This is a genomic window from Vibrio quintilis, from assembly GCF_024529975.1.
Classification (GTDB): Bacteria; Pseudomonadota; Gammaproteobacteria; order Enterobacterales; family Vibrionaceae; genus Vibrio; species Vibrio quintilis.
Genome location: NZ_AP024897.1, coordinates 2262049 through 2287274 on the forward strand (window position 1 = coordinate 2262049; position 25226 = coordinate 2287274).

21 protein-coding genes are annotated in these 25226 nt (G+C 46.5%); 8 read left to right on the forward strand and 13 right to left on the reverse strand.

Translation table 11 applies throughout. The features are described 5' to 3' along the window. The first annotated feature begins 310 nt into the window (after nucleotides 1–310). The gene (locus tag OC443_RS10560) at nucleotides 311–2245 is read left to right on the forward strand and encodes an ATP-binding response regulator (protein ID WP_159440342.1); all 1935 of its coding nucleotides are present in this window, start codon (nucleotides 311–313) and stop codon (nucleotides 2243–2245) included. A 34-nt stretch (nucleotides 2246–2279) separates the two neighbouring features. On the opposite strand, the gene OC443_RS10565 is transcribed toward OC443_RS10560, so the two are convergent. Beyond that, entirely contained in the window at nucleotides 2280–3437 is a 1158-nt protein-coding gene (locus tag OC443_RS10565) for an ABC transporter substrate-binding protein (protein WP_073584008.1), read from the reverse strand. 257 nt (nucleotides 3438–3694) lie between these two features. Between OC443_RS10565 and OC443_RS10570 the strand changes: the two genes are divergently transcribed. After that, on the forward strand, nucleotides 3695–4381 hold the full coding sequence (locus OC443_RS10570; RefSeq protein WP_143169356.1) for a hypothetical protein: 687 nt from the start codon (nucleotides 3695–3697) through the stop codon (nucleotides 4379–4381). Nucleotides 4382–4922: 541 nt separating this feature from the next. Beyond that, nucleotides 4923–5744 (forward strand): transporter substrate-binding domain-containing protein, encoded by an 822-nt coding sequence (locus tag OC443_RS10575; RefSeq protein ID WP_073584051.1) that lies wholly within the window; start codon nucleotides 4923–4925, stop codon nucleotides 5742–5744. 83 nt (nucleotides 5745–5827) lie between these two features. Here the strand turns inward: OC443_RS10575 and OC443_RS10580 are convergent, their stop codons facing one another. Next, complete coding sequence (locus OC443_RS10580; protein ID WP_073584010.1) at nucleotides 5828–7339, reverse strand: CoA-acylating methylmalonate-semialdehyde dehydrogenase; 1512 nt, start codon at nucleotides 7337–7339, stop codon at nucleotides 5828–5830. Between the two features lie 513 nt (nucleotides 7340–7852). On the opposite strand from OC443_RS10580, the gene OC443_RS10585 reads away from it, so the two are divergent. Continuing rightward, nucleotides 7853–8410 (forward strand): amino acid ABC transporter ATP-binding protein, encoded by a 558-nt coding sequence (locus OC443_RS10585; protein WP_370738765.1) that lies wholly within the window; start codon nucleotides 7853–7855, stop codon nucleotides 8408–8410. A gap of 66 nt (nucleotides 8411–8476) precedes the next feature. Here the strand turns inward: OC443_RS10585 and OC443_RS10590 are convergent, their stop codons facing one another. The 6 genes from OC443_RS10590 to OC443_RS10615 all read right to left on the reverse strand — a co-directional run bounded on the left by OC443_RS10590 (nucleotide 8477) and on the right by OC443_RS10615 (nucleotide 14519). Next, complete coding sequence (locus OC443_RS10590) at nucleotides 8477–9514, reverse strand: extracellular solute-binding protein (RefSeq protein ID WP_073584011.1); 1038 nt, start codon at nucleotides 9512–9514, stop codon at nucleotides 8477–8479. Nucleotides 9515–9609: 95 nt separating this feature from the next. Then, nucleotides 9610–10380 (reverse strand): spermidine/putrescine ABC transporter permease PotC, encoded by a 771-nt coding sequence (gene potC, locus OC443_RS10595; protein WP_073584012.1) that lies wholly within the window; start codon nucleotides 10378–10380, stop codon nucleotides 9610–9612. Next, the gene (gene potB, locus OC443_RS10600; protein ID WP_073584013.1) at nucleotides 10377–11237 is read right to left on the reverse strand and encodes a spermidine/putrescine ABC transporter permease PotB; all 861 of its coding nucleotides are present in this window, start codon (nucleotides 11235–11237) and stop codon (nucleotides 10377–10379) included. Before potB ends, potC begins: the two co-directional genes overlap by 4 nt. Then, complete coding sequence (gene potA, locus OC443_RS10605) at nucleotides 11221–12333, reverse strand: spermidine/putrescine ABC transporter ATP-binding protein PotA (RefSeq protein WP_073584014.1); 1113 nt, start codon at nucleotides 12331–12333, stop codon at nucleotides 11221–11223. The genes potB and potA overlap by 17 nt, the downstream gene beginning before the upstream one ends. Before the next feature lie 411 nt (nucleotides 12334–12744). Beyond that, nucleotides 12745–13935 (reverse strand): DEAD/DEAH box helicase, encoded by a 1191-nt coding sequence (locus OC443_RS10610; RefSeq protein ID WP_073584016.1) that lies wholly within the window; start codon nucleotides 13933–13935, stop codon nucleotides 12745–12747. Nucleotides 13936–14087: 152 nt separating this feature from the next. Then, nucleotides 14088–14519 carry a GNAT family N-acetyltransferase gene (locus OC443_RS10615; protein WP_073584017.1) on the reverse strand — a complete coding sequence of 144 codons (432 nt, stop codon included), beginning with the start codon at nucleotides 14517–14519 and terminating at the stop codon, nucleotides 14088–14090. Nucleotides 14520–14811: 292 nt separating this feature from the next. On the opposite strand from OC443_RS10615, the gene OC443_RS10620 reads away from it, so the two are divergent. Continuing rightward, nucleotides 14812–15369 (forward strand): sugar O-acetyltransferase, encoded by a 558-nt coding sequence (locus OC443_RS10620; protein ID WP_073584018.1) that lies wholly within the window; start codon nucleotides 14812–14814, stop codon nucleotides 15367–15369. A 54-nt stretch (nucleotides 15370–15423) separates the two neighbouring features. Here the strand turns inward: OC443_RS10620 and OC443_RS10625 are convergent, their stop codons facing one another. Next, nucleotides 15424–17448 (reverse strand): sigma-54-dependent Fis family transcriptional regulator, encoded by a 2025-nt coding sequence (locus OC443_RS10625; protein ID WP_073584019.1) that lies wholly within the window; start codon nucleotides 17446–17448, stop codon nucleotides 15424–15426. A 301-nt stretch (nucleotides 17449–17749) separates the two neighbouring features. Here OC443_RS10625 and OC443_RS10630 point away from each other — a divergent pair, with 301 nt between their 5' ends. The 3 genes from OC443_RS10630 (at nucleotide 17750) to iolG (ending at nucleotide 21107) form a co-directional block, all read left to right on the forward strand. Beyond that, nucleotides 17750–19204 (forward strand): sugar porter family MFS transporter, encoded by a 1455-nt coding sequence (locus OC443_RS10630; RefSeq protein WP_073584020.1) that lies wholly within the window; start codon nucleotides 17750–17752, stop codon nucleotides 19202–19204. Nucleotides 19205–19214: 10 nt separating this feature from the next. After that, entirely contained in the window at nucleotides 19215–19991 is a 777-nt protein-coding gene (locus tag OC443_RS10635; protein WP_073584021.1) for a TIM barrel protein, read from the forward strand. Nucleotides 19992–20114: 123 nt separating this feature from the next. Continuing rightward, nucleotides 20115–21107, forward strand: coding sequence for an inositol 2-dehydrogenase (iolG, locus tag OC443_RS10640; RefSeq protein ID WP_073584022.1), 993 nt, complete (start codon nucleotides 20115–20117; stop codon nucleotides 21105–21107). Between the two features lie 146 nt (nucleotides 21108–21253). Here iolG and OC443_RS10645 read toward each other — a convergent pair whose 3' ends face one another. From OC443_RS10645 to OC443_RS10660, 4 genes are all read right to left on the reverse strand, one after another. Then, on the reverse strand, nucleotides 21254–21784 hold the full coding sequence (locus tag OC443_RS10645; protein WP_073584023.1) for a DUF2231 domain-containing protein: 531 nt from the start codon (nucleotides 21782–21784) through the stop codon (nucleotides 21254–21256). Nucleotides 21785–22018: 234 nt separating this feature from the next. Next, entirely contained in the window at nucleotides 22019–22405 is a 387-nt protein-coding gene (locus tag OC443_RS10650) for a hypothetical protein (RefSeq protein WP_073584024.1), read from the reverse strand. Between the two features lie 151 nt (nucleotides 22406–22556). Next, nucleotides 22557–23357 carry a substrate-binding periplasmic protein gene (locus tag OC443_RS10655; RefSeq protein ID WP_083601657.1) on the reverse strand — a complete coding sequence of 267 codons (801 nt, stop codon included), beginning with the start codon at nucleotides 23355–23357 and terminating at the stop codon, nucleotides 22557–22559. A gap of 182 nt (nucleotides 23358–23539) precedes the next feature. Next, a complete protein-coding gene (locus OC443_RS10660) occupies nucleotides 23540–25156 on the reverse strand; it encodes a methyl-accepting chemotaxis protein (protein WP_262021665.1) in 1617 nt (538 codons plus the stop codon). Between the last annotated feature and the right edge of the window lie 70 nt (nucleotides 25157–25226).

Consider the following 25226-nt stretch of genomic DNA (forward strand, 5'->3'; position numbering starts at 1 on the left):
AACTTTCCTGTATTCTTATGCACTAAGAAAAAACTACCTTCAGGAAGAAATATCTGCCTGGGTATATGCTTTCATCTTCTTTCTGACAATATTTACTGTCGGTATCAACATAACTCCGGGGTTAACTATTAAAGGTGTTGATATAGTTGGCCCAGGTAATTTTTCCCTCCAGTTTGGTGAGGTTATTGCTCCATTTTTTATAATCTTTATTTCACTTGTTCCTCTGGCTTTCATTAACTTACTCAGACTGAGAAGGATGACAAACATAAATTTATTACATAGAGCTAAGATAAATTATGTTGTTTCAGGAATGTGTATATTCATAGTTTCAGCCACAATTATTCAGGTCGGAGTTACTACAATTTTAGGTGATTTTTCTCTGACCTGGATTCCTCCGACATTATCAATCAGTGAAATGTTTTTTATGGGATACGGCTTAATCACTTCCCGTTTCTATAGTAGCCGCTATATGCTGTATTTATTATTGGCAAACCTGATAACAGGATTCGTGCTCTACTTACCCCTGCTCACTGTTGTAGAAATTGACAATCATCATTTCAACCTCATCGTTTTTTATGTCTTACTTACTGGTTTTCTGTGGAAAACAGTATCAACACAAATCAAACCCTACATCAGTTTATTATTTTATGGCTCTCATCAAACACCTTCAGAGAAAATTAATGGCCTGATTGATGAATTTAAACATTCCCCTCACGACGCACTGGAAAAACTGGCGCAGCTGCTTAATGTTCCGGAAAACCGGATACAACTGGTCAAGAAGTCGCCAGATGACGAACTGTTCGATACCTACTTCTCTAAGCATAAAGATGTTTTAATTCTGGAAGAACTGCTGGATAAAATTAACACGACCAAAGGGAAAGAAACATTAGACAGGCTACACAAGAAAATGAACCAAACGGATGCGGCTTTTATTATGCCGATGTTTAACAGTTCAGATACAGTATCTCACTTATTGATATCAACACATAAAAACAACGGTAAATTATTCTCAGCAGAAGAACTGACCGCTCTGAAAAGAGTCTTCAGAGAAGCGCAATTTTACATCAACGCAGATCTGCAGCTCAAACAGGCGCAGTCTTTGGCTCATTCTATTGCTCACGAGATGCGCAATCCGCTCACTCAGCTTCAGCTCCACTTTGAAAAATTACAAATTAAAGTCGAAGAAAATAAACAGGATAAAGATATACTTGAAGAAATCAGCCACGGAAAAGCGACCATTGAACGGGGCAAACAACTCATCAATATGATTCTCAGGGAAGTGTCTCACTCATCTCTGGCACAGGAATCTATGTCTGTATCTTCGGTTAACCGGTTATTACTTCAGGCGATTAATCAGTTTGGCTTTGAATCCGATGCGATAAAATCCAGAGTGAATCTGAGAACTGACACAGATTTTTCTGTCCGGGCCAATGACACGTTGTTTAATTTTGTCGTCTTCAATCTGTTAAGAAATGCGATTTATTATTTTGACGCCTATCCTGCCAGTACAATCGAAATCAGCACGCATCTGAACCCGCAAAATAATACCCTGATATTCAGAGACACCGGGCCGGGTATTCCTGACCATGTACAAAAACAGATCTTCGAAGATTTTTACAGTTACCATAAACATGGCGGAAGTGGTCTCGGATTAAGTTATTGTAAACGGGTGATGAATTCCTTTGGCGGGACGATTGAATGCCATTCCCAATATGGAAAATTCACTGAATTCCATCTGATTTTTCCATCACTTTCACTGGAACCTTTACCTGCAGGAGCAGAGCAAACCGGCCCGGAAAAAGACACCCGGCCTGAAAATCAGCTTCTCAGTTATCAACATAACGCAAAAGACAAAACCATTCTGGTTGTGGATGATAATAAAATGCAACGCACATTAGTTCAGTTATTTTTGCAACAGCTTGGTTATCAGATCATGCATGCAGACAACGGTAAAGCTGCTCTGGATCTTTTCCGCAATAATGCAGTTGATTTAGTGATTATGGATATTCAGATGCCGGTAATGAATGGCTTTGAAGCGACCACAAAGATTAAAGATATTTCCCCCGAAACGCCGGTCATTGCCTTATCAGGTGAGTCAGGAGACAAAGAACTGCAACTGATTCATGAACTGATGGATGGCCGCCTGACCAAACCAACCAGTAAGAGTGAACTCCAAACTATGCTGAAACAATGCTTCATTAACCATCAGCAGCAAGCAGAAGCAACGTGTGAAATACATGCCTGATGCACAGGCTCACTCATTCTGGCTGTGAGGCAGATCACTCAATGACTAGGCCATTTTGTGATTCAACGTGACTCTGTAATTGTTCCAGCACATCCTGAACATCAAACTGATATTTTTTCAGTTCCGGATTGAAATGCTTGGAAAACCGTCGAAAATCAATATTACGCCAGTTCTTACGGGAAAATATTTCCTGAAATCTATGACCATCTTTTCGCTTCACCGCATACATTCCGGATTTAAACCTGACACCTTCAGAGCTAAAATCTATCCCTTTGAAATAGTCATACAACATGATAATACTCCAGGAAGCTTCCATCAGATGACCGCCAATACTCATCTCAAAAATACCACTTTCAACAGCCTGAATTCCCTGCGATGACCAGTCCAGACCACCGGTAATAATGTCTACACCGGGCGTCATACCTAAGGCTTCAATCCCCTGAACAACACCAATCGCAATACTGTCGTTACCGGCCCATACAGCATCGGTTCCCGGATAGCGGCCAAAGGCGTGTAAGAATTTACTTCTGCCCTGTTCCGTCTCCCAGTAACCATTAAAAAGCTGATGCAATATCACATCATCTCTTTTACGCAGTGCATTCTTTAATCCTTTCAGCCGTTCAATCGCAGCCCCATCTGATGTAATCCCGTTAATTGCCAGCAGACCAATCTTACTCCCTTTCTCCAGCTTGCCTTTCTGAATCGCGGTATCAATTAAAATATTGGCTATCTCTTCCCCGGCCCACTCATCATCCGGCAGCATTTCTCCCAGCCAGTAACGATACTTTTCTCTGGGCTTTCCCATCACCTGATAATCAGATTCAGATAAAGGTGCATTGATCAGAAAAGCGGCCACTTTATGCTTTTCAGCCAGTTTGATAAACAGAGAACCGTACCGCTTGAAGTTCTGAAATAACACCGCATCGACCTTGTTTTTCCCGGTCATTGCTTTTTCCATCTGCCGTAGCATTTCGTACTGATTGTCATAGGAATAATACACATCACACTCAACTTCCAAATCAGCACAGGTGGATTGCATCATCGCCTCCATCCCCAGCCAGAACGGATCATCTCTGGGTGCAAACAAAGCAAACCGGTATGTGGAAGCAAAACCGGTCGTCGCCGTAACCATCAATAACAACAGTAAAATTATCAACTGGTTAACGGAACGTTTGATTAAAGATAGCATCATATCTGGCTCCGGAAGGATATAAAAATATGAATCATTCAATCTATTCATATGGTTCATATTTTTATAGCCAACAAACGCTTAATTAGCAAATCCATCAATAAAATAAGGTTACTTCTCTGTCACCGATACTTTTAAGACAGTGAAATTAACCAAACTCTTCCACCGATATCACTTAAATGAAAGCAGGAGCTGTTATTTTTCCTGCATATGCTTAAAATTGAACAATAACGTCAAACCAACAGAACATCAGAATGAATATGAAAAAGAGTCTTGTTTTATCATTATCAGGTTGTCTATTCCTTCTTGCCGGAGGGACGGCATCGGCATCAGTGCCTTATAATGGCCCTGAACTGTTGATCAGAAACCCGGAGTCTCCGCCGGTTGGAACCGTCCGGGTGGCAAACCTGGGGGAAACCCTGGTCGAAAAAGGGAAAGTTGCCATGGAGAAAATGCTGATCGTCAAAAAAGATATTAAAATCTCAAACTATACGGTGACGGCAACCGCCTATAAACAGTTAGGCCATGACAAAAAGCACACTTTCTTCCTGCCCTATGGCGTGAGTAAAGCCAAATCCGCAGATGAAGTTGAGGCACTGTCAGTCAGTAAAAAAGCCGGTAACAATGTTTGTATCATTACCAGACACGGTAAACAAAACTGTGCTAAGGGTGATTTCATCAAGAAAGATGTTGGTTCAGATCGCGGAGAGAATATCGTCAGAACACTGGCCTATAACGGCCATAAAGAGGGTCAGAAAATCAGTATCAGATACCGGGAATATATCGACAGCACAGCCGTCCCGATAGCAGCAAACAGCATCACGTTTGACTTATCCAAATCAAACATTATCACTTACAAAGGTGCAAAAATTAAAGTCATTGAGGCAGGTAAAAAACAGCTGAAATATAAACTGCTGCATAATTTTGACAAGATTGAAGATGAGTAATGACCGAAAGTGCTCTTTTAAAGAGCATTTTTATTCACAAGAAGCGCAGTCAGGCGAGCTCCTGTATCTTAAAAATACAAGGCCGGAAAATGAAAAGGCTTACCCCGAAGGGTAAGCCAATCTGACGTTATTAGTATTTAATTTTTTTGATATTTTTATTTTCAGAAGATTGAATATTCAATCATTTTGTGGGCTAAATTATGCCATCAATCGCACAGCATGTATAGAAAAATTATTGTTAATTTCAAAATTAATTGCATGTGCCCTATGTAAACTTTCCGCAACACATCTTCATCAATATACCCAAACAAACTGAAGATGCAGGTTGCTTGGGTATAAGCCAGTCAATAAACAGATAAGATATAAAAATAAAGAATTGAACTTTCGGTCTTTTTCTTCGATGATTCATGTCCGGCTAATACTGCCCGGCAAATTCGCCAGTCACTGCGCGATTTATCTTTTAATACAGCAAACACAGCAGAATAATGGCAGAAAACACTGTCCCGAGATCTGCAACTTTATTTATGGAAGTATAAAAACAATGAGATCCAACCAATTTAAAAAAGGAATCCGACATTCTCTTGCACTGCTTGCAATCAGTAGTGCCACATTATCTGCTTTACCGGCAGCAGCCAGTGAGTCAACGATTACGGGTATTCTCAAAACCGGCGAACTTAAATTTTGCTTTGAAGCCGGCTACCTTCCATTTGAAATGACCAGTAAAGATGGCCGCTTTATTGGTTTTGATATTGATATTGCAAAACATATGGCCCGTTCGCTTGGCGTAAAGTTTGTGCCTGTGAACACCGGCTGGGATGGTATTATTCCGGCGTTGCAAACCAACCGCTGTGACTTTATCGGCGGCATGACCATTACACCGAAACGCAACCTGAGTGTCGCCTTTGCAGATGCCTATTTCCAGGCCGGACAAACCGTGCTGATTTCCCCGTCATTGAAAGGAAAAATTAACACCTACCGTGATTTAAATAATCCTGACTATACGATCTCAGCCCAGCTGGGAACCACAGGTGCGGAAGCGGCGAAGAAATACCTGTCAAAAGCCAAAATCAACCTGTATGAAACATCAGCGGATGCAGCACTTCAGGTCGCCAACAATAAAGCGGATGCCTTTGTTTATGATGCTTCTTATAACGCCGTCTATTCAGCCCGTAATCCGGGCAAAGTGATTCATCTGGATCAACCATTCACATTTGAACCTCTTGGCTGGGCGGTTCGTCAGGGAGACAGTGATTTCGTCAACCTGCTGAACAACTATTTAAAACAGATTCAGGGTGACGGCACCTACGATCGTATTTACAGGAAATGGTTCAAGTCGAACCATTGGCTCAGTCAGCTTCAGTAAGGCACATACTTCTGCTTCTGATACGATCAAAAAATGCCCGGACTGCAATCCGGGCATTTCAGTTTAATGACAACAGCTGAGAATTAATCCATCGTTGGCATCACAAACGCACTGGTATGTTTTTCCAGACGCACACTGGCCGGCCAGCGACTGGTGACTGTCTTCATGCGGGTATAGAAACGTACACCATCACTACCGTGAACATTCAGCGGCCCGAAGATTGAGCGTTTCCAGCCGCCGAAGCTGTGAAAGGCCATCGGGACCGGAATCGGCACATTGATCCCAACCATACCGGCAATCACATCTTCGCTGAACTGACGGGCGGTTTCACCATCACGGGTGAAAATCGCAGTCCCGTTACCATATTCATGATGATTCACCAGAGACAAGCCGGTTTCATAATCACTGACCCGGACCACAGACAATACAGGGCCAAAGATTTCTTCTTTATAGATAGTCATATCCGGAGACACCTGATCAATCAGTGTCGGACCGACAAAATAGCCGGACTCATGCCCCGGTACCTGATAACCCCGGCCATCAACAATAATTTTTGCCCCCTGCGCTTCACCTGAGTCAATATATCCGCAGATTTTTTCTTTGTGCTGCGCGGAAATAACCGGGCCCATATCATTTTCAGGCCCATCGTTCAGTCCCGGACCAACCCGCATCTGCGCAATTTTATCCTGCAGTTTTGCTATCAGGGTATCCGCTGTATCATCCCCGACGGCTACAACCACGGACAACGCCATACACCGCTCGCCTGCTGCACCAAACCCGGCTCCCATAATCGCATTTGCTGCCATTTCCATGTCAGCATCCGGCATCAGGATACAGTGATTTTTTGCCCCGCCAAGCGCCTGACAGCGTTTACCATGCGCAGAAGCCGTGCTGTAAATATACTCAGCAATCGGAGTTGAACCGACAAAACTCACCGCCTGAACGCGTGGATCTGTCAGCAGCACATCCACCGCTTCTTTATCACCGTTCACCACATTGAACACGCCATCAGGTAAACCGGCTTCTTTGAGCAGTTCCGCCATGATCAGACCCAGACTGGGATCTTTTTCAGAAGGCTTAAGGACAAAAGTATTCCCTGTTGCCAGCGCAATCGGGAACATCCACATCGGCACCATGGCCGGGAAGTTAAATGGCGTAATCCCGGCACAAACACCCAGAGGCTGCATCAGAGAATGACTGTCTACACCTGTGCCGACATTGGCCGAGTTCTCACCCTTTTGTAAGTGAGGAATACCACAGGCAAATTCAACCACTTCAAGACCGCGGGTCACCTCGCCAACCGCATCAGAGTATACTTTGCCATGTTCTTCGGAGATAGTCTTTGCCAGACGATCCATGTGCTGTTCGAGCAAGGCTTTAAAACGGAACATCACCCGCGCACGCTTCAGAGGTGATGTTTTAGACCAGGCAGGAAAAGCCTGCTGTGCGGCGGCAACTGCCGTTTCTGTTTCTTTGGCAGAGCTCAATACAACCTGACGAATCTGCTCACCATTAGCCGGATTGTAAATCGCACCAAAGCGATTACTCTGGCTTTCAGAAATCTGGCCATTGATAAAATTCTGAAGCACTTTCATTTCTCTCATCCTTATTTGTTATATTGTGTTCAACAAACCAGCTCCCGTGGTATCTGCAACACCAGCAATGGATCAGGCTGTGACAGTTCTCTGTTTGATTTGCCCGGTGAGCGTTTTATCCTCTGTTTCTCTGGCCGCTCCACAGCAAACCCTTTCTATGTCGTTTGCGGATTGTGTATGCCGAAACGGATAAAACATTTATACGAAATAAACATTTCATAATCAATTCAAAATGAATTATTGAGTTTATTTTGTGACACATCACACCTTTCTGTGCACACATAAGCCCCTGTTTAACGATTAATATGCACAACAAAAAAGGCCTGCAGATTTTAAGCGAGAAAAAATGAAATAAAAATTTCATTGCAAAGCAGAGAAAGAGAACGCTTCTCACGGGGAATTATCACGATTGACCAACCCGGATATGCCTGACTGTACCGAATCTGCATCAGCAGATTTCTGTGGTATATACCCAAGCCACCTGAAGATGCAGGATTCAGGTGGCTTGGGTATATTCAAGGCGGGGAAAAATGCAACAGAGTGATGATCAAACGGGGTATGAAACGCATTGGTATGGTGTTTCAGAGCTTCAATCTTTTCCCGCACAAAACCATTTTACAGAATGTCATGCTGGCTCCGGCGTATCACCAGTTGCTTTCAGCAGAAGTCAACCGCAGTCAGGCACTGCATTTGCTGGATCGGGTCGGCTTGCTGGCCCACGCAGATAAATATCCGCATCAGCTTTCCGGCGGTCAACAGCAACGGGTCGCGATTGCCCGGACACTGGCACTGTCACTGTCACCGGATATCATTTTATTTGATGAACCGACTTCAGCGCTCGATCCGGAAATGGTCGGAGAAGTCCTGAAAGTCATTCAGGATCTCGCCAGAGACGGCATGACACTGATGATTGTGACGCATGAAATGGATTTTGCTTTATCCGTCTCTGACCGGGTGGTGATGATGGAGCACGGAGTGATTCAACTTGATGCACCACCACACCAAATCAGGGATGACAGTCATCAGGAAGAACCCTGGCAGAGGATGCGGGCATTTATGGGGCTTAATTAAAGCCGGTAAAAAAAACGCGGGAGAAATCCCGCGTGTCATGAGGCGTAGCCAAAGCGACAGAAAGTATCAGTTACTGACTTTCAGCTTCTGAAAATATTCTTCATATAAAGTGGTTGCTGCCCCGACTTCATCCTGCCAGGTGCCGGAATCCATCACGGCCTGAGGCGGGAAAACATCCGGGTTTTCTGAGAATGATTTCGGCAGATACTGATAAGCGGTTTTTACCGGGGTCGGATAACCAATTTCCAGTGCAATTTTGGCCGCATTTTCCGGGCGTAACAGAAAATCAATCATCTTATAGGCTGCATCAATATTTTTCGCCCCGGAAGGAATCGCCAGGCTGTCCATCCAGAAAATGGTATCTTTCTCCGGCCAGACAATACTGATCGGTGCCCCGTCTTCGCGGGCCATATAAGCAGAGCCATTCCACAGCATTCCCAGTGATACTTCACCCGCCATATACGGGTTCGCCGGAAAATCTGAGTTAAACACCAGAACATTCGGCATCAGCTGCTTCAGTTGCTGATAAGCGGCTTTGATCTCATCCGGATTGGTGCTATTAGGCGAATAGCCGAGTTTCGACAGGGCGATGTGGAACACTTCCCGCGCATCATCCATCATCATTAACTGACCTTTCCATTTCTTATCCCACAGGTCACCCCAGCTTTTCACCTCAGATTTATCCAGCATGTCCGTATTGACACCAATCCCGGTCGCACCCCAGATATAAGGGATTGAATACCGGTTGTCCGGATCAAATGGTTTGTTCAGATAATTCGGGTCCAAATCGGCAAAGTGTTTTAATTTGCTGTGATCGATCTCCCGCAGCATGCCTTCTTTACGCATTTTCGAGACAAAATACGTCGATGGCACAACCAAATCATAGCCGGAACCCTGTGTTTTCAGTTTGGCATACATGCTCTCATTCGACTCATAAGTCGAATAAATGACCTTAATGCCGGTCTCTTTGGTGAAATCGGTCAGCACCTGATCCGGAATATATTCCGACCAGTTATAAAAATATAATTTCTGATCCCCGGCAAATACCGCGGAAGAAAACAGTGCCGCTGCGCATAATGCACCGGCGTACCATGTATTTTTCATTATTGATGTCCTTATTTACGCAAACCAACCCGTTTTTCACTGAGACAATCAAATCACTTTATACTCAAATCAGTTGATATGCCCCAAAAACAAGCCTACTTCACTTTCTCTCTGGCTAACAACTGGGATGTCACAACCAGCAACAAAGAAATACCCAGCATCACTGTTGCTAAGGCATTGACTTCAGGTGAAATACCCACTTTCACCATCGAATAAATTTTCAATGGCAGAATCTCATACGCCGGGCCGGTTACAAATGAACTGATAATCACATCATCCAGCGACAGGGTAAAACTCAGCAGCCACCCGGCTGCCACTGCCGGTTTTGCCAGTGGCAAAATAATCTGACGTAAGATCACCCATTCACCGGCGCCCAGATCTTTCGCCGCTTCCAGCATTTTTACATCAAACCCACTCAAACGGCTGTAAACAGTGACCACCACAAACGGCAGGCAGAAGGTGATATGCGCAATCAACAGTGTCAGAAATCCAAGCTGCGCGCCCATCACCAGAAACAGAGCCAGCAAAGAAATTGCCATCACAATATCCGGAGACATCATCACAACAAACAGCATGCCATAGACCATGCTTTTGCCTTTGAAGCGATAGCGAAACAGCGCGACGGCTGTCAGGCTGCCGATAAGCGTCGCTGCCGTCGCTGAAAAAACCGCCACATTGAGAGAGTGCCAGGCTGCCTGAATCAGGCTGTCATTGTGGGTCAGCGCCCCGTACCATTTCGTAGTAAAACCACCCCACCGGATACCAAACTTACTCTGATTGAATGAGTTGGCAATCAGCACGATGATCGGCAGATATAAAAACAGATACACCATGCTCAGAAACGACACTCTGAAGATATTTCTCATACATCCGGCTCCATTTTCTTATTCAGCAGCCTGCCGGCCCGGTAGTAAGCAAATAGCATCACCGCCATCACGATGGTCAGCGCGATACTGGTCGCTGCACCAAATGGCCAGTCACGCGCATTCAGCACCTGACTCTTGATCACATTGCCGATCAGCAGATTTTTTGCACCGCCGAGTAAATCGGCAATATAGAACATACCCAGAGCAGGCAGCATGACCAGCAGGCAACCACCGATAATCCCCGGCATTGTCAGCGGCAGAATCACTTTTATCCAGGTCTGCAGCTTACCGGCACCTAAATCGCGGGCCGCTTCAATATAAGTCTTATCCAGCTTTTCAATCGCGGAATACAGCGGCAGAATCATGAAGGGTAACAGGATATAGACCAGTCCAATCATCACCGCCGTTTCGCTGTACATCAGCCGGATCGGCGTGTCGGTGATTCCCAGCCCCATCAGTGCCTGATTTAAAATCCCGCGGGTGCCAAGCACAATTTTCAGCCCATAGGTACGAATCAGAGAATTGGTCCAGAACGGTACAATCACCAGAAACAGCATTACCGGGCGCCATTTCTCCGGCATCTTTGCCACCAGAAAAGCAAACGGATAACCAATCAGCAGACACAGTAAAGTCGCGATTGCAGCCATATAGAAGGAATGCAGCATCACTTTGACATACAGCGGATCCATCAGGCGGGTATAATTATCCAGCGTCAGTGTCAGATCGATCAGGTTTGACTCATCGCGGGTCAGAAAGCTGGTGCCGATAATCATCAGATTCGGCATCAGCACAAACAGCACCAGCCAGCCGACAATCAGGGTAATGATCGCCTTTTGCAGATTAATCTTCGGCATCATCAAGCACCACCTCCCAGCTTTCCACCCAGGTCACGGCAACCTTCTGACCAATGGCATGATCCACATCCGGGTCGTCTTCATTGAAGAATTCACTCACCATCACCCGGGTACCGGAATCCAGCTCAATCACAGAATCCAGCGTCATCCCTTTATAAGTCAGATCCGTCACATGCCCGACAATGCCCTGATTTTCAGACTCTTTAATTTCTTCAATCCGCAGGTCTTCCGGGCGCAACAGTATTTGCCGCCGCTCACCAGCTGCAGCCGGCTGGTCTGAATAAACGATCGCTTCTGTGCCTTCCAGTGCCACCCGGATGCGTTGCTCATCCATCCGTTCCAGAACTTCAGCCTGAAACACATTAATCTCACCAATAAAGCGGGCCACAAACAGATTTTCCGGTTCTTCATATATTTCTCTGGGTGACCCGTCCTGCTCAACCACGCCATCCCGCATCACAATAATCCGGTCAGACATAGACAGGGCTTCTTCCTGATCGTGGGTAACGAAAATAAAAGTAATCCCCAGCTGGCGCTGAAGTTGCTTCAATTCGATTTGCATCTGCTTGCGAAGCTTATAATCCAGTGCAGACAGTGACTCATCCAGAAGCAAAACTTTCGGCTTGTTCACCACTGCACGGGCAATCGCAACCCGTTGTTGCTGGCCGCCGGAAAGCTGATGAGGTTTACGCTGCGCCATCTGATCAAGACGAACCATTTTCAGCACTTCGGCAACCCGGGGCGCAATTTCTGCCGCCGGCACCTGCTGCATCCTCAGGCCAAATGCCACATTATCAAACACCGTCATATGCGGGAACAGGGCATAGCTTTGAAAGACGGTATTCACATGCCGCTGCTCGGGCGGGAGTGCCGTCACATCCTGTCCGTCAAGCAATATCAGCCCTTCTTCCGGTGTTTCAAAACCGGCAATCATCCTCAATACGGTTGTTTTACCACAACCCGACGGCCCGAGAATGGTTAAAAATTCTCCATGATGCACGTCCAGGTTCAAACACTCAATGATGGTTTTGCCATCAAAACTTTTACGAATTCCGGTCAGCCGGATCACCGGTTCATTCACTGAATGTTGTGTATTCAACGTCTGTTTTTCTCCATTATGTCTCTGTTATCCATGTCTCAGATGTCGACTTCAGCCCGGAGTCTGATCCGCCCGGCCTGCATACTGTCAATCATGGGTGCCGTCTGTCATTCCCGCCACTTTTCCAATACAAAGTGACCTGTCAACAGGGCTGGGAATCTTAATATCCAACTATGTGAAATCATAGTTTTTTCTTGAATGAAAAGATAAATTTTTGATAAAAAAAACAATATCCGCCTGTAAAACAATAAAACCGGGATGTACGCTGGCTGTTCTTCAGCCAAAGATAAACCACAGCAGGTCAAAATGACACGGATAACAGCGAAGAGAGTGAAACAGTGACGTCACCGGAAAAAAAGGTGAAGGCGGACGTCTTCACCCGTTTGATACCTGCGGTCATTACCGCGGTATTTACTGCTTTGCCCGTTTACTCTCAGGCACATAATTTAAAATCGAAACCGGCACCGGCTTTTTCGGCTCAAAACCTTCAATCACCCGACGCTCAATCAAATGTCCCAGACGACTTTCAATCATGCAAAGATTTTTGAAATTATCTTTAGAGACAAAGGAAATCGCTTCCCCGGCCGCATCGGCACGCCCGGTCCGGCCAATCCGGTGCACATACTCATCTGCCGGAAACGGCAAATCATAATTGACGACCCGCGGCAGGGCTTCGATATCAATGCCACGGGCTGCCACGCCGGTAGACACCAGATATTTCACCGCACCGGATTTAAAATCTTCCAGCACTTTTGCCCGCACCGCCTGGCTGCGGCCACTGTGAAATGCTTCGGCGGTGATCCCGCGCTTTTCCAGCTGAGATACCAGCTTCGCTGCACCGTGTTTGGTTTCAATAAAAATCAGCGTTTGATCCCACTGATTCTCTGTGATCAGATGGCTGAGCAGCGCTGATTTTTTATCCTTATCCACGGTAACCAGCCACTGCTGAATATTTTTCTTTGACGCCTGTTTCGCTGCAATACTGATTTCACAGGGATCTTCAATCACCGTTTTCGCCAGATCCCGCACCCGGTGCGACAGCGTTGCGGAAAACAGCAGATGCTGGATATTTTCAGGCAGCCGGTCAAACACCTGATTAATGTCATCAATGAATCCCATGTCCAGCATCCGGTCAGCCTCATCCAGCACCACCACCTCTGTTTCTTCAAAATAAACAGCGCGCTGACGATACATGTCCAGCAAACGTCCCGGTGTGGCGATCAGAATGTCGACCCCTGCAATTAAAGCATCTTTTTGTGCCTGCTCATCGACACCCCCGTACATGGCCAGACAGGTCAGCGGCAGATGCTGTGCGTAAGAAGCGGTATTTTCCGCGACCTGAATCGCCAGCTCACGTGTTGGCACCAGCACCAAAGCGCGAATCCGTTTTTTCTTCTGTGTTTGCTGATGGCGGAGTTTTTCCAGTACCGGCAGCATATATCCAGCCGTTTTCCCGGTGCCGGTTTGTGCCGCAGCAATTAAGTCCCGTCCTTCGAGAATCACGGGAATCGCCTGTTTCTGGATCGTAGTTGGTTTGGTGTAATTCAGTGCAGATAATGCACTGAGGATTGGCTGGCAAAGCCCGAGTCTGGAAAATGGCATGTTGGCCCCGGTTCGTTGATGGAAAAATTAAAGTTGATGGAAAATGAAACAGCGGCGGAGTATAGCACGCTACGGACAATTCTGAAGACCAGTTGCAGCGGTTCTTCACCATCCGGATCATCTCTTTATCAGATCATACATTCTTTATCAGGTCATACATTCAGATCTGCCGACGCATTAAACGAATACATTCTGACTTCATCGCGCGGATACCAGCCGGATAACTCATAAAATTTCCGGGCACTGACGTTTTCACGGGCAACAAACAGATGTGTTTTCGCAATGCCCTGCTTCTCAAGCGCCGCCACACAGCTCGCCACCAATTGTTTACCGATCCCCTGCCCGCGCTGTGTTTTATCGACAGCCAGATGCTGAAGATAGCCCCGGCGGCCATCTGTGCCGGTCAGCACCGCACCAACAATCTGATTACCCAGACAGGCAACGAAGCTTAATCCCGGATTACGCGCTAAATAAGCACTGATATTCTCTCTGGAATCCGCTTCGCGCAACGACATCGATTCTGTATTTGACCAAAGTGCCATCACCTGCGGATAATCCGCAATCTCCATTTCCCGGTATATCATCTTTCACTCCTGTCCTGCGTATTGGTTTGCTTCTGATACCAGTGATTTATATATCATCAGACACATACCCAAACAACCTGAAGATAAAAACCCCGGGGAAACAATTGGTTGAATCATGATGGTATACCAGCGTGGAACAGGATAAAAATATGCGATTGATCTCATTATTTCAGCTGGCATGCAGGAGTATGCTGATGCTGAATCACTTATTTTCAGAAATGTTCACTTTCAGAGACTTCCACTTTCATAGATTGAGTCACTTGAAAAAACACCGTGATTTTGAGGAAAACATATGACAACAGAACTTGAAAAAATGATATCAGGCCAGAGATTTGACGGAAATGACATCCATCTCCGGCAGCTTCGCGGCTCAGTCACCAGCCTGTTAAACCAGTTAAATCAGACAACCACAGATCCGCAAAGAGTCACCATTCTGCGGGATTTACTCAAAGAACTCGGTCAGGAGAGCATGATCCGCTCGCCTTTTTACTGTGAATTCGGCCAAAGCATCTCGGTCGGCAGGCACACCTTTATCAACATGAATGCAACCATGCTTGATGGAGCACCGATTACCATCGGTGATCATGTACTGATTGGACCCAATGTGCAGTTCTATACCGCAGGACATTCTCTGGACTACCGTCAGCGCCGGGGCTGGGAAACCATCTGCAAACCGATTGTGATCGAAGATGATGTCTGGGTTGGCGGCAATGTGGTAATCAATCAGGGCGTGACGATTGGCGCCCGTTCTGTTATCGCGGCTAATTCTGTGGTCAATCATGATGTCAGACCGGACTGCCTTTACGGCGGTACACCTGCCAGACTCATCAGGCATCTGAATCAAGAATAAAAACTGAACCCGGCCTCAGGCAAAGATAATCAGGGGCCGGCCGGCCCCTGATTATTATTTATCTCCGCGGAACTCCTCCAGACTAATCTCCCATTTTCTGATTTTTCCGTAGAGACAGTTTCTTGAAATATCCAGATTTTTTGCCGTCTCCCGGATATTTCCCCGGTTGTATTTCAGCAAATTAATAATGTGCGCTTTTTCATTTTTTTCCAGGCTCGCCGGCGTCATCTTTATGTGAGCATCATGTTGTAGCTCCGGAGACAGAGGATAACTCTCATCCCTGCCCGATACCGTTTGCTGACAGGTCATTTCATCCGGCAGATCTGACGCATCAATTTCAAGGCCGGAGTTAAGATTCACCAGCCGTTCAATCATATTTTCCAGCTCCCGGACATTGCCGGGCCAGTGGTAAGCCAGCATCGCCTCCAGCGCCTGCGGTGAAAAAGAAGGACGGATTTTCTTCAGATTATTACAGATCCGGGCAGAGAAGAATTCGATTAAATCCCGGATATCATCCCTGCGCTCCCGCAGAGCCGGGATCGATATTGAAATCACATTCAGCCGGTAATACAAATCCCGCCGGAAAGCAGACATTTCAACCGCTTTGACTAAATCACAGTTGGTGGCAGCAACAATCCGGACATTAATCTTATTCGGTTGCGCCGCGCCGACCCGCACCACTTCGCCTTCCTGCAAAACCCGCAACAAACTGGTTTGCGCTTCCAGCGGCATTTCACCAATTTCATCCAGAAACAGGGTGCCGCCTTCTGCCAGTTCAAACTTGCCCGGCGCACCACCTTTTCTGGCGCCGGTATAGGCACCTTCGACATAACCAAACAACTCACTCTGAACCAGCTCTCTGGGAATGGCACCACAGTTGACCGCAATAAAAGGCCCCTGATTGCACTCGCTGTAATTATGAATCGCCTGAGCAAACAACTCTTTACCTGTCCCGCTTTCTCCGGTCAGCAACACGGTACTGCTGCTTCTTGCTGCCCGCTGGGCATTATGAATCGTTTCAGTTAATGCTGAGGAATTCCCGATAATCCGTTCAAAAGTATAGGAAGCGCCCACCCCCATCACCCGGTTGGTGATCGCCCTGATGCGCTGATCTTCTTTCAGTGAAATCACCCGGTTGCCGTTTGACGTTTCCATTAATGACATCAGGCAACTAATCCGGTATCCCGGACTCGGCGTGAAAACCACCTCACAATCATTACAGGAAGAGACCTCCATTAACGCCATGTTTTCCGGGTGTAATTCCCGGTCAATGTGCTTGCCGGTTAACTCATACTTCCCAAATACCTGCCGGGCATAACGATTGGCATTTTTAATCATGCCGTGCTTATCAATCACGATCACCCCTTCGTTCAATGTCTCCAGAATTGATCGTTGCTCGACTAAAAGCTCCTGCAAAATCAGCTGATGATAGATGGCCTGCGCCGCAGCCTGAACGGTTCCCAGTGTCTGAAAGTTAAAATGGTCCTGAGTTGCGGTTAAAGTCAGCACCCCCAGCATTTTTCCCTGGGCATTTTTCACCGGTGCCGCTGCGCACTGTCTGCGCCGGTTTCTGAGATTAATCTTCCAGTTTTCTCCGCTCACCAGATAAACGGGCCGTTCTTCAATCAGACACAGCGCGGTACAATTCGTCCCGAGTTCATCTTCACTCAGCACACTGCCGATTGGCGTTAAATCCAGCCCGCAGTAGCACAGTGTCACGCCGTTTTTATCGGTCAGATTAATATGACCATCCGGGTTGTATGCCAGCAAATCCTGCATCACCCCCCGGGCAACCTCAATCAATTCCCGGTTTTTTTGCAGGATCGCTGCCAGTTCATCCTCAGGGACGACATGATAAATAAAACTTTCAGGATCCACGTTCTTTTTCAGGGAACGCTTCCAGGATTCCAGAATAGACGTGCGCATCCATCCCGGATGACACCCGCTGAGAAACTCATTCCATGCTTCCGATAATTGTTCGTTGAGCTTATCGGCTTTGTTCGCTTCGGGTAAGCGGTTGATTTCTTCGTACCATTGTTGATTCTTCTCGTCTGAAAGTACAGGGCTGACCAGGCTCATAATTGTGTTCCTTTATAGTTATATCCCCAATGTCATTATGCCTATTGGAGCATCATTATGCTGTGAACATGTTCATTTTTAGTACATGTAACCAAATCATGTTCATGAAGTGAACACTTATGTAAATGAATAACTATCCCGATCACAAAAAATCAACATTTCTTCTGGCACGCAAGTTGCCATAAACGGAACGACTTAAAAGGAAGTTGAAGCAGTAAATCCAGGTCACGTGAAACTGAATTTTTCTATCTGAAAGTCATGAAATCCTCATAAATATTAAAAAACTTACACAGGATAGAACATGAAAAAACATAATATTCTCTTTGCCACATTTATTTGTGTCATCGCCTCACTGAGCGGCGTCATGTTGGGTTACGATGCGTCGGTTATATCAGGAGTCATAGAGCCACTCACAAAACACTTCACACTCAGCCCTGCTGAAAGCGGATGGGCTGTTTCAAATGTATTATTCGGATGTATCTTCGGTGCCTGGGGAGGCGGCTCATTTGCCAACAGATATGGCCGTAAAGCAACCCTGATCTTCACCGCTGTGTTGTTTCTGGTCTCAGCCGTCGGTTCCGCTCTCGCCACAACCTTTTTCTGGTTTGTCATCTACCGGATGATTGGCGGATTTGCGGTAGGCATGGCCTCAGCGATTACTCCTCTGTATATCGCTGAAGTCTCACCCCGGGACTATCGGGGCCGGATGCTGGGTTTACAGCAGTTACTGATGGTTGGCGGGCAGTTAGTGGTTTATATCGTCAATTATCTGATTGTCCGGGGCATGGATCCGGAATGGGTTCACGCATTCGGCTGGCGCTGGATGCTGGCCTCAGAAATTGTTCCCATCGCTTTGTTCCTGATTCTGGTCTTTTTCATGCCGGAGTCTCCGCGCTGGTATGCCATGATTGGTGAAGATGGAAAATCGCTCGGCATATTAACCCGGCTTTCTAATGCCAGTCATGCCAATAACCTGCTGAAAGAAATCAAAGACTCCATCAAACTGGAACAGGCACAGGAGAAAGTCAGCCTCAATGCCAAACAGATCTTAACCAACCCGAAAACAAGATATATCGTGCTGATCGGCTGTGTGATTGCCACGCTGCAACAGCTTATCGGGATTAATATCCTGCTCTACTATGCACCATCACTGCTGAAAAATATCAATGCCGATATTCAGGATTCTCTGTTCCAGAGTGTTTTCCTCGGCGCCGCCAACTTCTTTGGTGTCTGTATCGCCTTAATGATTGTCGACAAAGTCGGCAGAAAACCACTGATGCGCTTTGGGGCACTGGGCTGCATGGTCTGCCTGATCCTGACTTCGGCACAGTTTATTCTCGGCATCAAAGGCTATCTGCCCGTGATTACACTGGTGATGTTCGTGTTTATCTTTGGTCTGTCATGGAGTCTCGGTGCATGGCTGATCATGTCAGAAATCTTCTCGAACCGGATGCGTGCTGTGGGAATGGGCATTGCCTTTAGTGCGATGTACATCTCCAACTTTGCGGTCACGCAGACATTTCCGATGATGAACCGCAGTGAACTGCTGATGGAACAATTTAACGGCTCATTTCCACTGTTAATCTGTTCGGTATTTTGTATCAGCGGCTTCTGGTTTGTCGGGAAATTCTTACCCGAAACCCGTGGTGTCTCTCTGGAGAAAATAGAACCACTGATGCTGTCAAGATCGAAAAAATTCAGTACGAAAACTGCTGAAAATAAAGAACGTGAAAACGCAACTGTTGTGACTAATTAGGAACGAAACTATGAACGATTATAAACTCTCTGTCTGCTCTGAAATGGTCTTTCTTGATTTGCCGTTTATTGAACGTGTTAAGAAAATTCATCAACTCGGATTTAGTGTCGAAATCTGGGACTGGACCAATAAGGATATCGACGCAATTATCGAAACAGGCGCAAATATCACGTCAATGACCGGCTATATTTCCGGAAACCTGACCGATGATGAAGAAATAGAGCAGCTGCTCAACACAGCAAAAGAATCCATCGAAGTTGCGAAGCGTCTGAACTGCCCTTCTTTAAACCTCCACGGTACCGGGCTGGGTGAAGGCGGTATCCCGGTCAAACCGGTTGAGGTTGTGACCGGCGCAATGTGGCTCAAAGCAGAGTCCACCCTCAAAAAACTGGCAAAACTGGGCGAAGAAGCCGGCAAAGTATTCACTCTGGAAAACCTCAATCTCGAAGTGGACCATGCAGGAACACCGTTTGCCAGAGCCAGAGATACCTACACGCTGGTGAAAGCGGTCGACAGCCCGAATCTGCGCATGAACCTCGATTTATATCATGCACAAATCGGCGAAGGGAATTTAATCGAGCTGGTCAGAGAATGTATTGACTATGTCGGTGAAATTCAGGTTGCTGATGTACCGGGAAGAATGGAACCCGGCACAGGCGAAATTAACTACCCTGCGGTGGCTAAAGCCATTCGCGAAGTCGGTTACACAGGTGTCGTTGCGATGGAAGCATGGGCGTCCGGTGACTCAGAACTTGCTTTGACACGTTTTAAAGAAGCGTTCAAATAACGGGCTCCGGCCTGAGCCTCAATCATCACTTATCCGCCAAAGGTCGTAACCCGGCAATCAGTGATGAACGAACACAACATACACAGTCTGATGTGTAGATGAAAGATAGAATAAGGATTCATTATGTATAATATTGCTTTATTTGGTGCCGGACGTATTGGTCAGGTTGTTCACTCCGTCAATATTGACGCTCACCCTGAAACCAATCTGTACTCTGTAATTGACCCGTTTGGAGAGAATGCACAGAAAATTGCAGATAAGTTTGACTGTAAAATTCAAACCGTTGAAGAAGCCATGCAGGATCCCAACATTCATGGCGTGCTGATCGCATCAGCAACAGACACCCATGCAGAGCTGATCGAACTGGCTGCAAAAGCCGGCAAAGCAATTTTCTGCGAAAAGCCGGTTCACCTCGATATGGACAGGGTAAAACAGTGTCTGCAGGTGGTTGAAGCGGAGAAAGTACCGCTGTTTATCGGCTTTAACCGCCGTTATGACCCGCAATTCAAAGCGGTGAAAGAGCGCCTGAGCCTTGGCATGATAGGCAAAGCAGAGTCACTGCTGATTATCTCCCGGGATCCGTCACCACCGCCGGTTGAATATATCAAAGTCTCCGGTGGTCTGTTCCGCGACATGACCATTCATGATCTGGATATGGCACGCTTTATCATGGGCGAAGAGCCGGTCTCTGTTTACGCCTCAGGCAGCACATTAGTGGATGAGAATATCGGCAAAGCCGGTGATATTGATACCGCCTACATTGTGATGCGCTTCCCTTCCGGCGCCATGGCTACGATTTCTAACAGCCGCCGCTCCGGTTACGGCTACGACCAGCGGCTTGAGCTGCATGGTGAGAAAGGTGTTCTGGCGGCGAAAAACCTGCATGAAGATGCGGTAGAAATGTGGACGGATGAAGGTTGTCAGTATGCGAAGCCAGAGTTTTTCTTCCTGCAGCGTTATGAAGCCGCTTATCAGGCTGAGTGGAAGCATTTTGTCGAAGTCTTATCAGGCAAATCACAGCCTGCAGTGACCGGATATGATGGCCAGCAGGCACTCTATCTGGCAGATAAAGCACTTGAGTCACTGAAAACCGGCCAGGAAGTGAAACTGGATTAAACACAAAACATTGCAGCTCAAAAACACAGTCAGAGTCTGTTGACCCTGATAAATCTGAACCGGTGCCGTGAAAACTGTACCGGTTTTTTTAACATACCTAACAGAGAGCCAGAAAAAAGAGCTTATTGCGCATGACGGTCATGAGGTTATTTGTCGCTGAACTGTGGTTCAGCTTCACTCTCCGTCTCCTGCGGCATTTGAAAATGCTGAGGCACCACACTTCCCGGCGGTGATTCAGTCTTTGTTTGTGGCATCACCCCCAGCCCATGCCGGAAGACCAGTTCCCCGCCGTGAAATCCGGTAATCGCCACCAGTAAAAATGCCAGAATAAAACACAGGCAGGCCAGAGAACGTAAAGAGGAAGAAAAGAAGGCGTAAATAATCGCACCTGACAGAAAAACACACATACTCCCAAGCGCATAATTGCGGTGCATCATCATTTCCTTATGCGCGGGTCCATCAAGCTCTAAGCTCTGATAGGCATAAAAACCTGAGCTCACCGCAGCAATCACTGAAACGATCCCCAGAGCCACCAGCCACTTCATCACATAATGAATCGGGTGTCTCTCTGCGGGGGAACGGATACAGACAAACATCTGCACCACGCAGGTAAAAAAAAGCAATGTAATTGAAAAATGTACCAGCATCGGGTGCCAGTTCGGAAGAATTTCAACCATGGTATTTCCTGCCCATCAATTCACTCATCATCCTGTTTCCGAAGCTGTGTAGCCACCAGCCGGTGAAGCGGCCTAATCAGTTGATTTTGTTGTACTCAGCCTGTTCATTATACTCAGCATAGCTGACGCAGCTGGTTTTTAAACAGCACCGGTAATTTTGAGCAAATAATCGTGAATCAGAGTTCAAAAAACCTGCCCTGTGTACTTCTTTTGGGGTATTTGCATCAGCAGTTGTCATACGGAGTCATCCACAATCCGGCCACCGCGGGTTAATATCAGCAACACCTCTTCCACAGTCATACGCTTAATCTGATGACCGGTTTCAACATCATCCAGTGCAATATAGACCTGTTGTCCGTCCCGGGTCAGTGAGGCTTCAAGAGCGATATTGTGATATTTCAGCAGCGAGTTCACCATTTTCAGCGTGGATTTCTGGACTGACGGACTGGCAGGATCCGGGCGGGGATAGGCTTCAATTTCCTGCACCAGCTCTTCAGGCTGTGCGGGTTGAGTTTCAGGCTGCTTCTGCAAAGAGATATCGGGGGCCAGCTTCGGCTGCACCGGATGCTGATAATTTGATAACGGCCCTCCGACCAGTTGCTCCATACGATTGATATCCATTGTGCACCTGTGAAACTCATAAAAATATTATTTAAATATAAATACAGTTTCCTGAAACCAACAATTGTCCCCCCCGTCAGTATGGACAAAATATGAGCTGTACAACATTTTAGTACTCAATTGGTTAAAGCAGGCATTGTTCAGCGCTGACTTACCACTGGAGCTGTGAATATTTTCCACCTTCCCGGAAACAGTGATTCACGGCCATTTCTGCGTATGCCCGGACACAGTATTGATACAAAATTCCTTCACTTTTCATTTTGTTCAGGGTGTCCACCATCACATTTACCAGCGCCTGATGCTTCTTATAGACGTGTGGATAAATCGGAACCACCTGCATGACTGCAATCGCTTCAATATCCTGAAATTCTCTCTGCGTCAGATAGTTATCTGCCACAATACCATGAGAGTGAATAAACAGATCCGTCCGTCCGTGTTTCAGTTTTAAAATCCCCTGTTGGATCGTCGTCGCCGGACTTAGCTGACCTGACGGCACCCGCTTTTTCAGATTGATTTCACTGGACACAATTCCCCGCTGATAGCCGATGCTGTAAGCTGTTCCGTTCAAGCTGTCCCAACCGTCACCCAACTGTATTTTATCCATTCGCCGGGCAAAAGCGGCAGCGGAAACCTGCACTACCGGAAAATCAACCCGCCGCATGTTGGTAAACATCTGACTGTACTGAAAAATCCGGCCAACTTCACCGTCTATTTTCCCCTGATTGGCATACTGTGAAGCTCTTTTAAGCGGCAGATGAACCAGCCGGAGCGGAATCCCCATCCGGTTAAACAATTCATGATAAATCAAACGCATCATCTTACCCTGTCGGGAATCGTCTGGCTGAGTCGCTGCCATCACAAATGTTTTTGGCGATTCTGATTGCCCGGCAGCAATCGCCATATTGGCTGAAAGCAATCCCATCAGGATGGGGAGAAACAACTTTCGATACATTTTAATTCACTATAAGTCTGTTTCAGGACAATGTTACGATAAATGACAACACTGTTATTTATTTTTAATGATAGTCGATAACCCTGAAGATGCAGCTTGCCTGGGTATCATATGTAAAACTCCCGCAGGCGGGAGTGTGTGTGAACCAGGGACCGATTTTCAACTGTATACCAATTCGCGACTTAAATTGATTCTTCAGGGGCTGACGGCGCAACATGAAAAGTATTCACATACGTTTTCAACACTTCCGTCTGGGCCCGGACCGATTGATACGCTTGTGCCGTTTCACCGGCGATCTGCTCAATCTGAACCGATGATTCAGAAATACGCGCCGTGCTTTGTGATACATGCACTGACAGATCATTCTGTTCATGAACCAGCGCTGCTATTTTCCCATCCATTTCCGCCACAGACTCAGAAGCATTGACAATATGATGATAAGAGTCTCCGGCCCTGGTCACCTGCATCAGATTTGTCTCAATGTGATTCTGACAATCTGACATCATGCGCTGAGCATCAGACACCTGAGATTGTAATCCATCAATGATTTGACCAATTTCCTCAATCGAACTCTGGGTTTTTTGTGCCAGCTCACGCACCTGATCGGCGACAACGGAAAACCCACGCCCGGCTTCTCCGGCTCTTGCGGCTTCAATCGCAGCATTCAGAGCCAACAGGTTTGTCTGCCGGGTAATATTGCTGATGACATCAGAAATAACACCAATATCCGAGCTGTGATCATACAGGGTATTAATTACAGAGCTGGTTTGAGTGATCAGCTGCGACATTTCATGTGTTGCGGCGACCGAAGCAAGAATACTTTTTTCACCCTGTTGCGCCTGTTCTTTGGTTAATTCACTGTTTTCAGAAGCTTCCACGCTGACTTCATTAATCATCCGGGTATTCAGGAGCAGGTTTTGGGAGTCAGAAACAATTTGACTGATTTCCGATTTCTGAGCTTCAACACTCTGATGTGTAAAGTTCACTTTATCTTCCAGCATCCCGGAGGTCTGCTCCAGATTATCAACACTGCTTTTCACAGCCAGGATCAACTGGGTCAGATTCTGCTTCATGTCCTGAAAAGCGTGCGCGGCCTGCCCCAGTTCATCCTCATTAAACGCCGCCAGAGGAAATTCGGTATGTAAGTCGCCCTGTCCAAGCACCGACATATGTGTCTTCAGCTTATTGAGCGGTACAATCACCCGGCGATGGGCAATAATGTAATTTGAAATTAATAATATGAGAATGGCGACCACAGCAGCAGAAACCGACCGGATAATGACCGTGGAAATTTCCCGGCGTTTTTCATCACGGATATTGATCGCCTGTTGTTGCAGTCTTGACTGAAAGTCAGTCAGGTTTTCGACAATCGTATTGAAAGGAGCCAGCATCGGACCAAGCATTTTTCGCCGGGCATCATCGATTCTGCCCGAGTCTATCAGGCCGATATAATCCTGTTGCATGGCTCTGTATTGCTGAATATGACGTTCAAATGAGGCTACATTTTGTTGAATTTCACCTGTATCTGCCAGTTGCTTCATCCGTTGCAAAGCCACGGCAACCGCCTGATCGTTAAATTCGATCGTTTTGATGATCTCACGATGTTCACTGACACTGGTTGTTAAGCCGTAATCAAGCGCAAAGCGGCGATAAGTCACTGTGTAATAACGCATATCTGAAATCGTCGTCAGCAAATTCACATTCCGGTCAACCACCTTCCCCAACTGAAGCTGGACATGGTTAAGTGAAGCAATGAGGTAAACACTCAAACCCGAAATTGCAAAAATCACAATCAGCATATTCAACCTGACAAGGTTGGTTATCGTTATCTGCCGCATAAAAAATTCCCCCTGAATCTAATCATTTTGT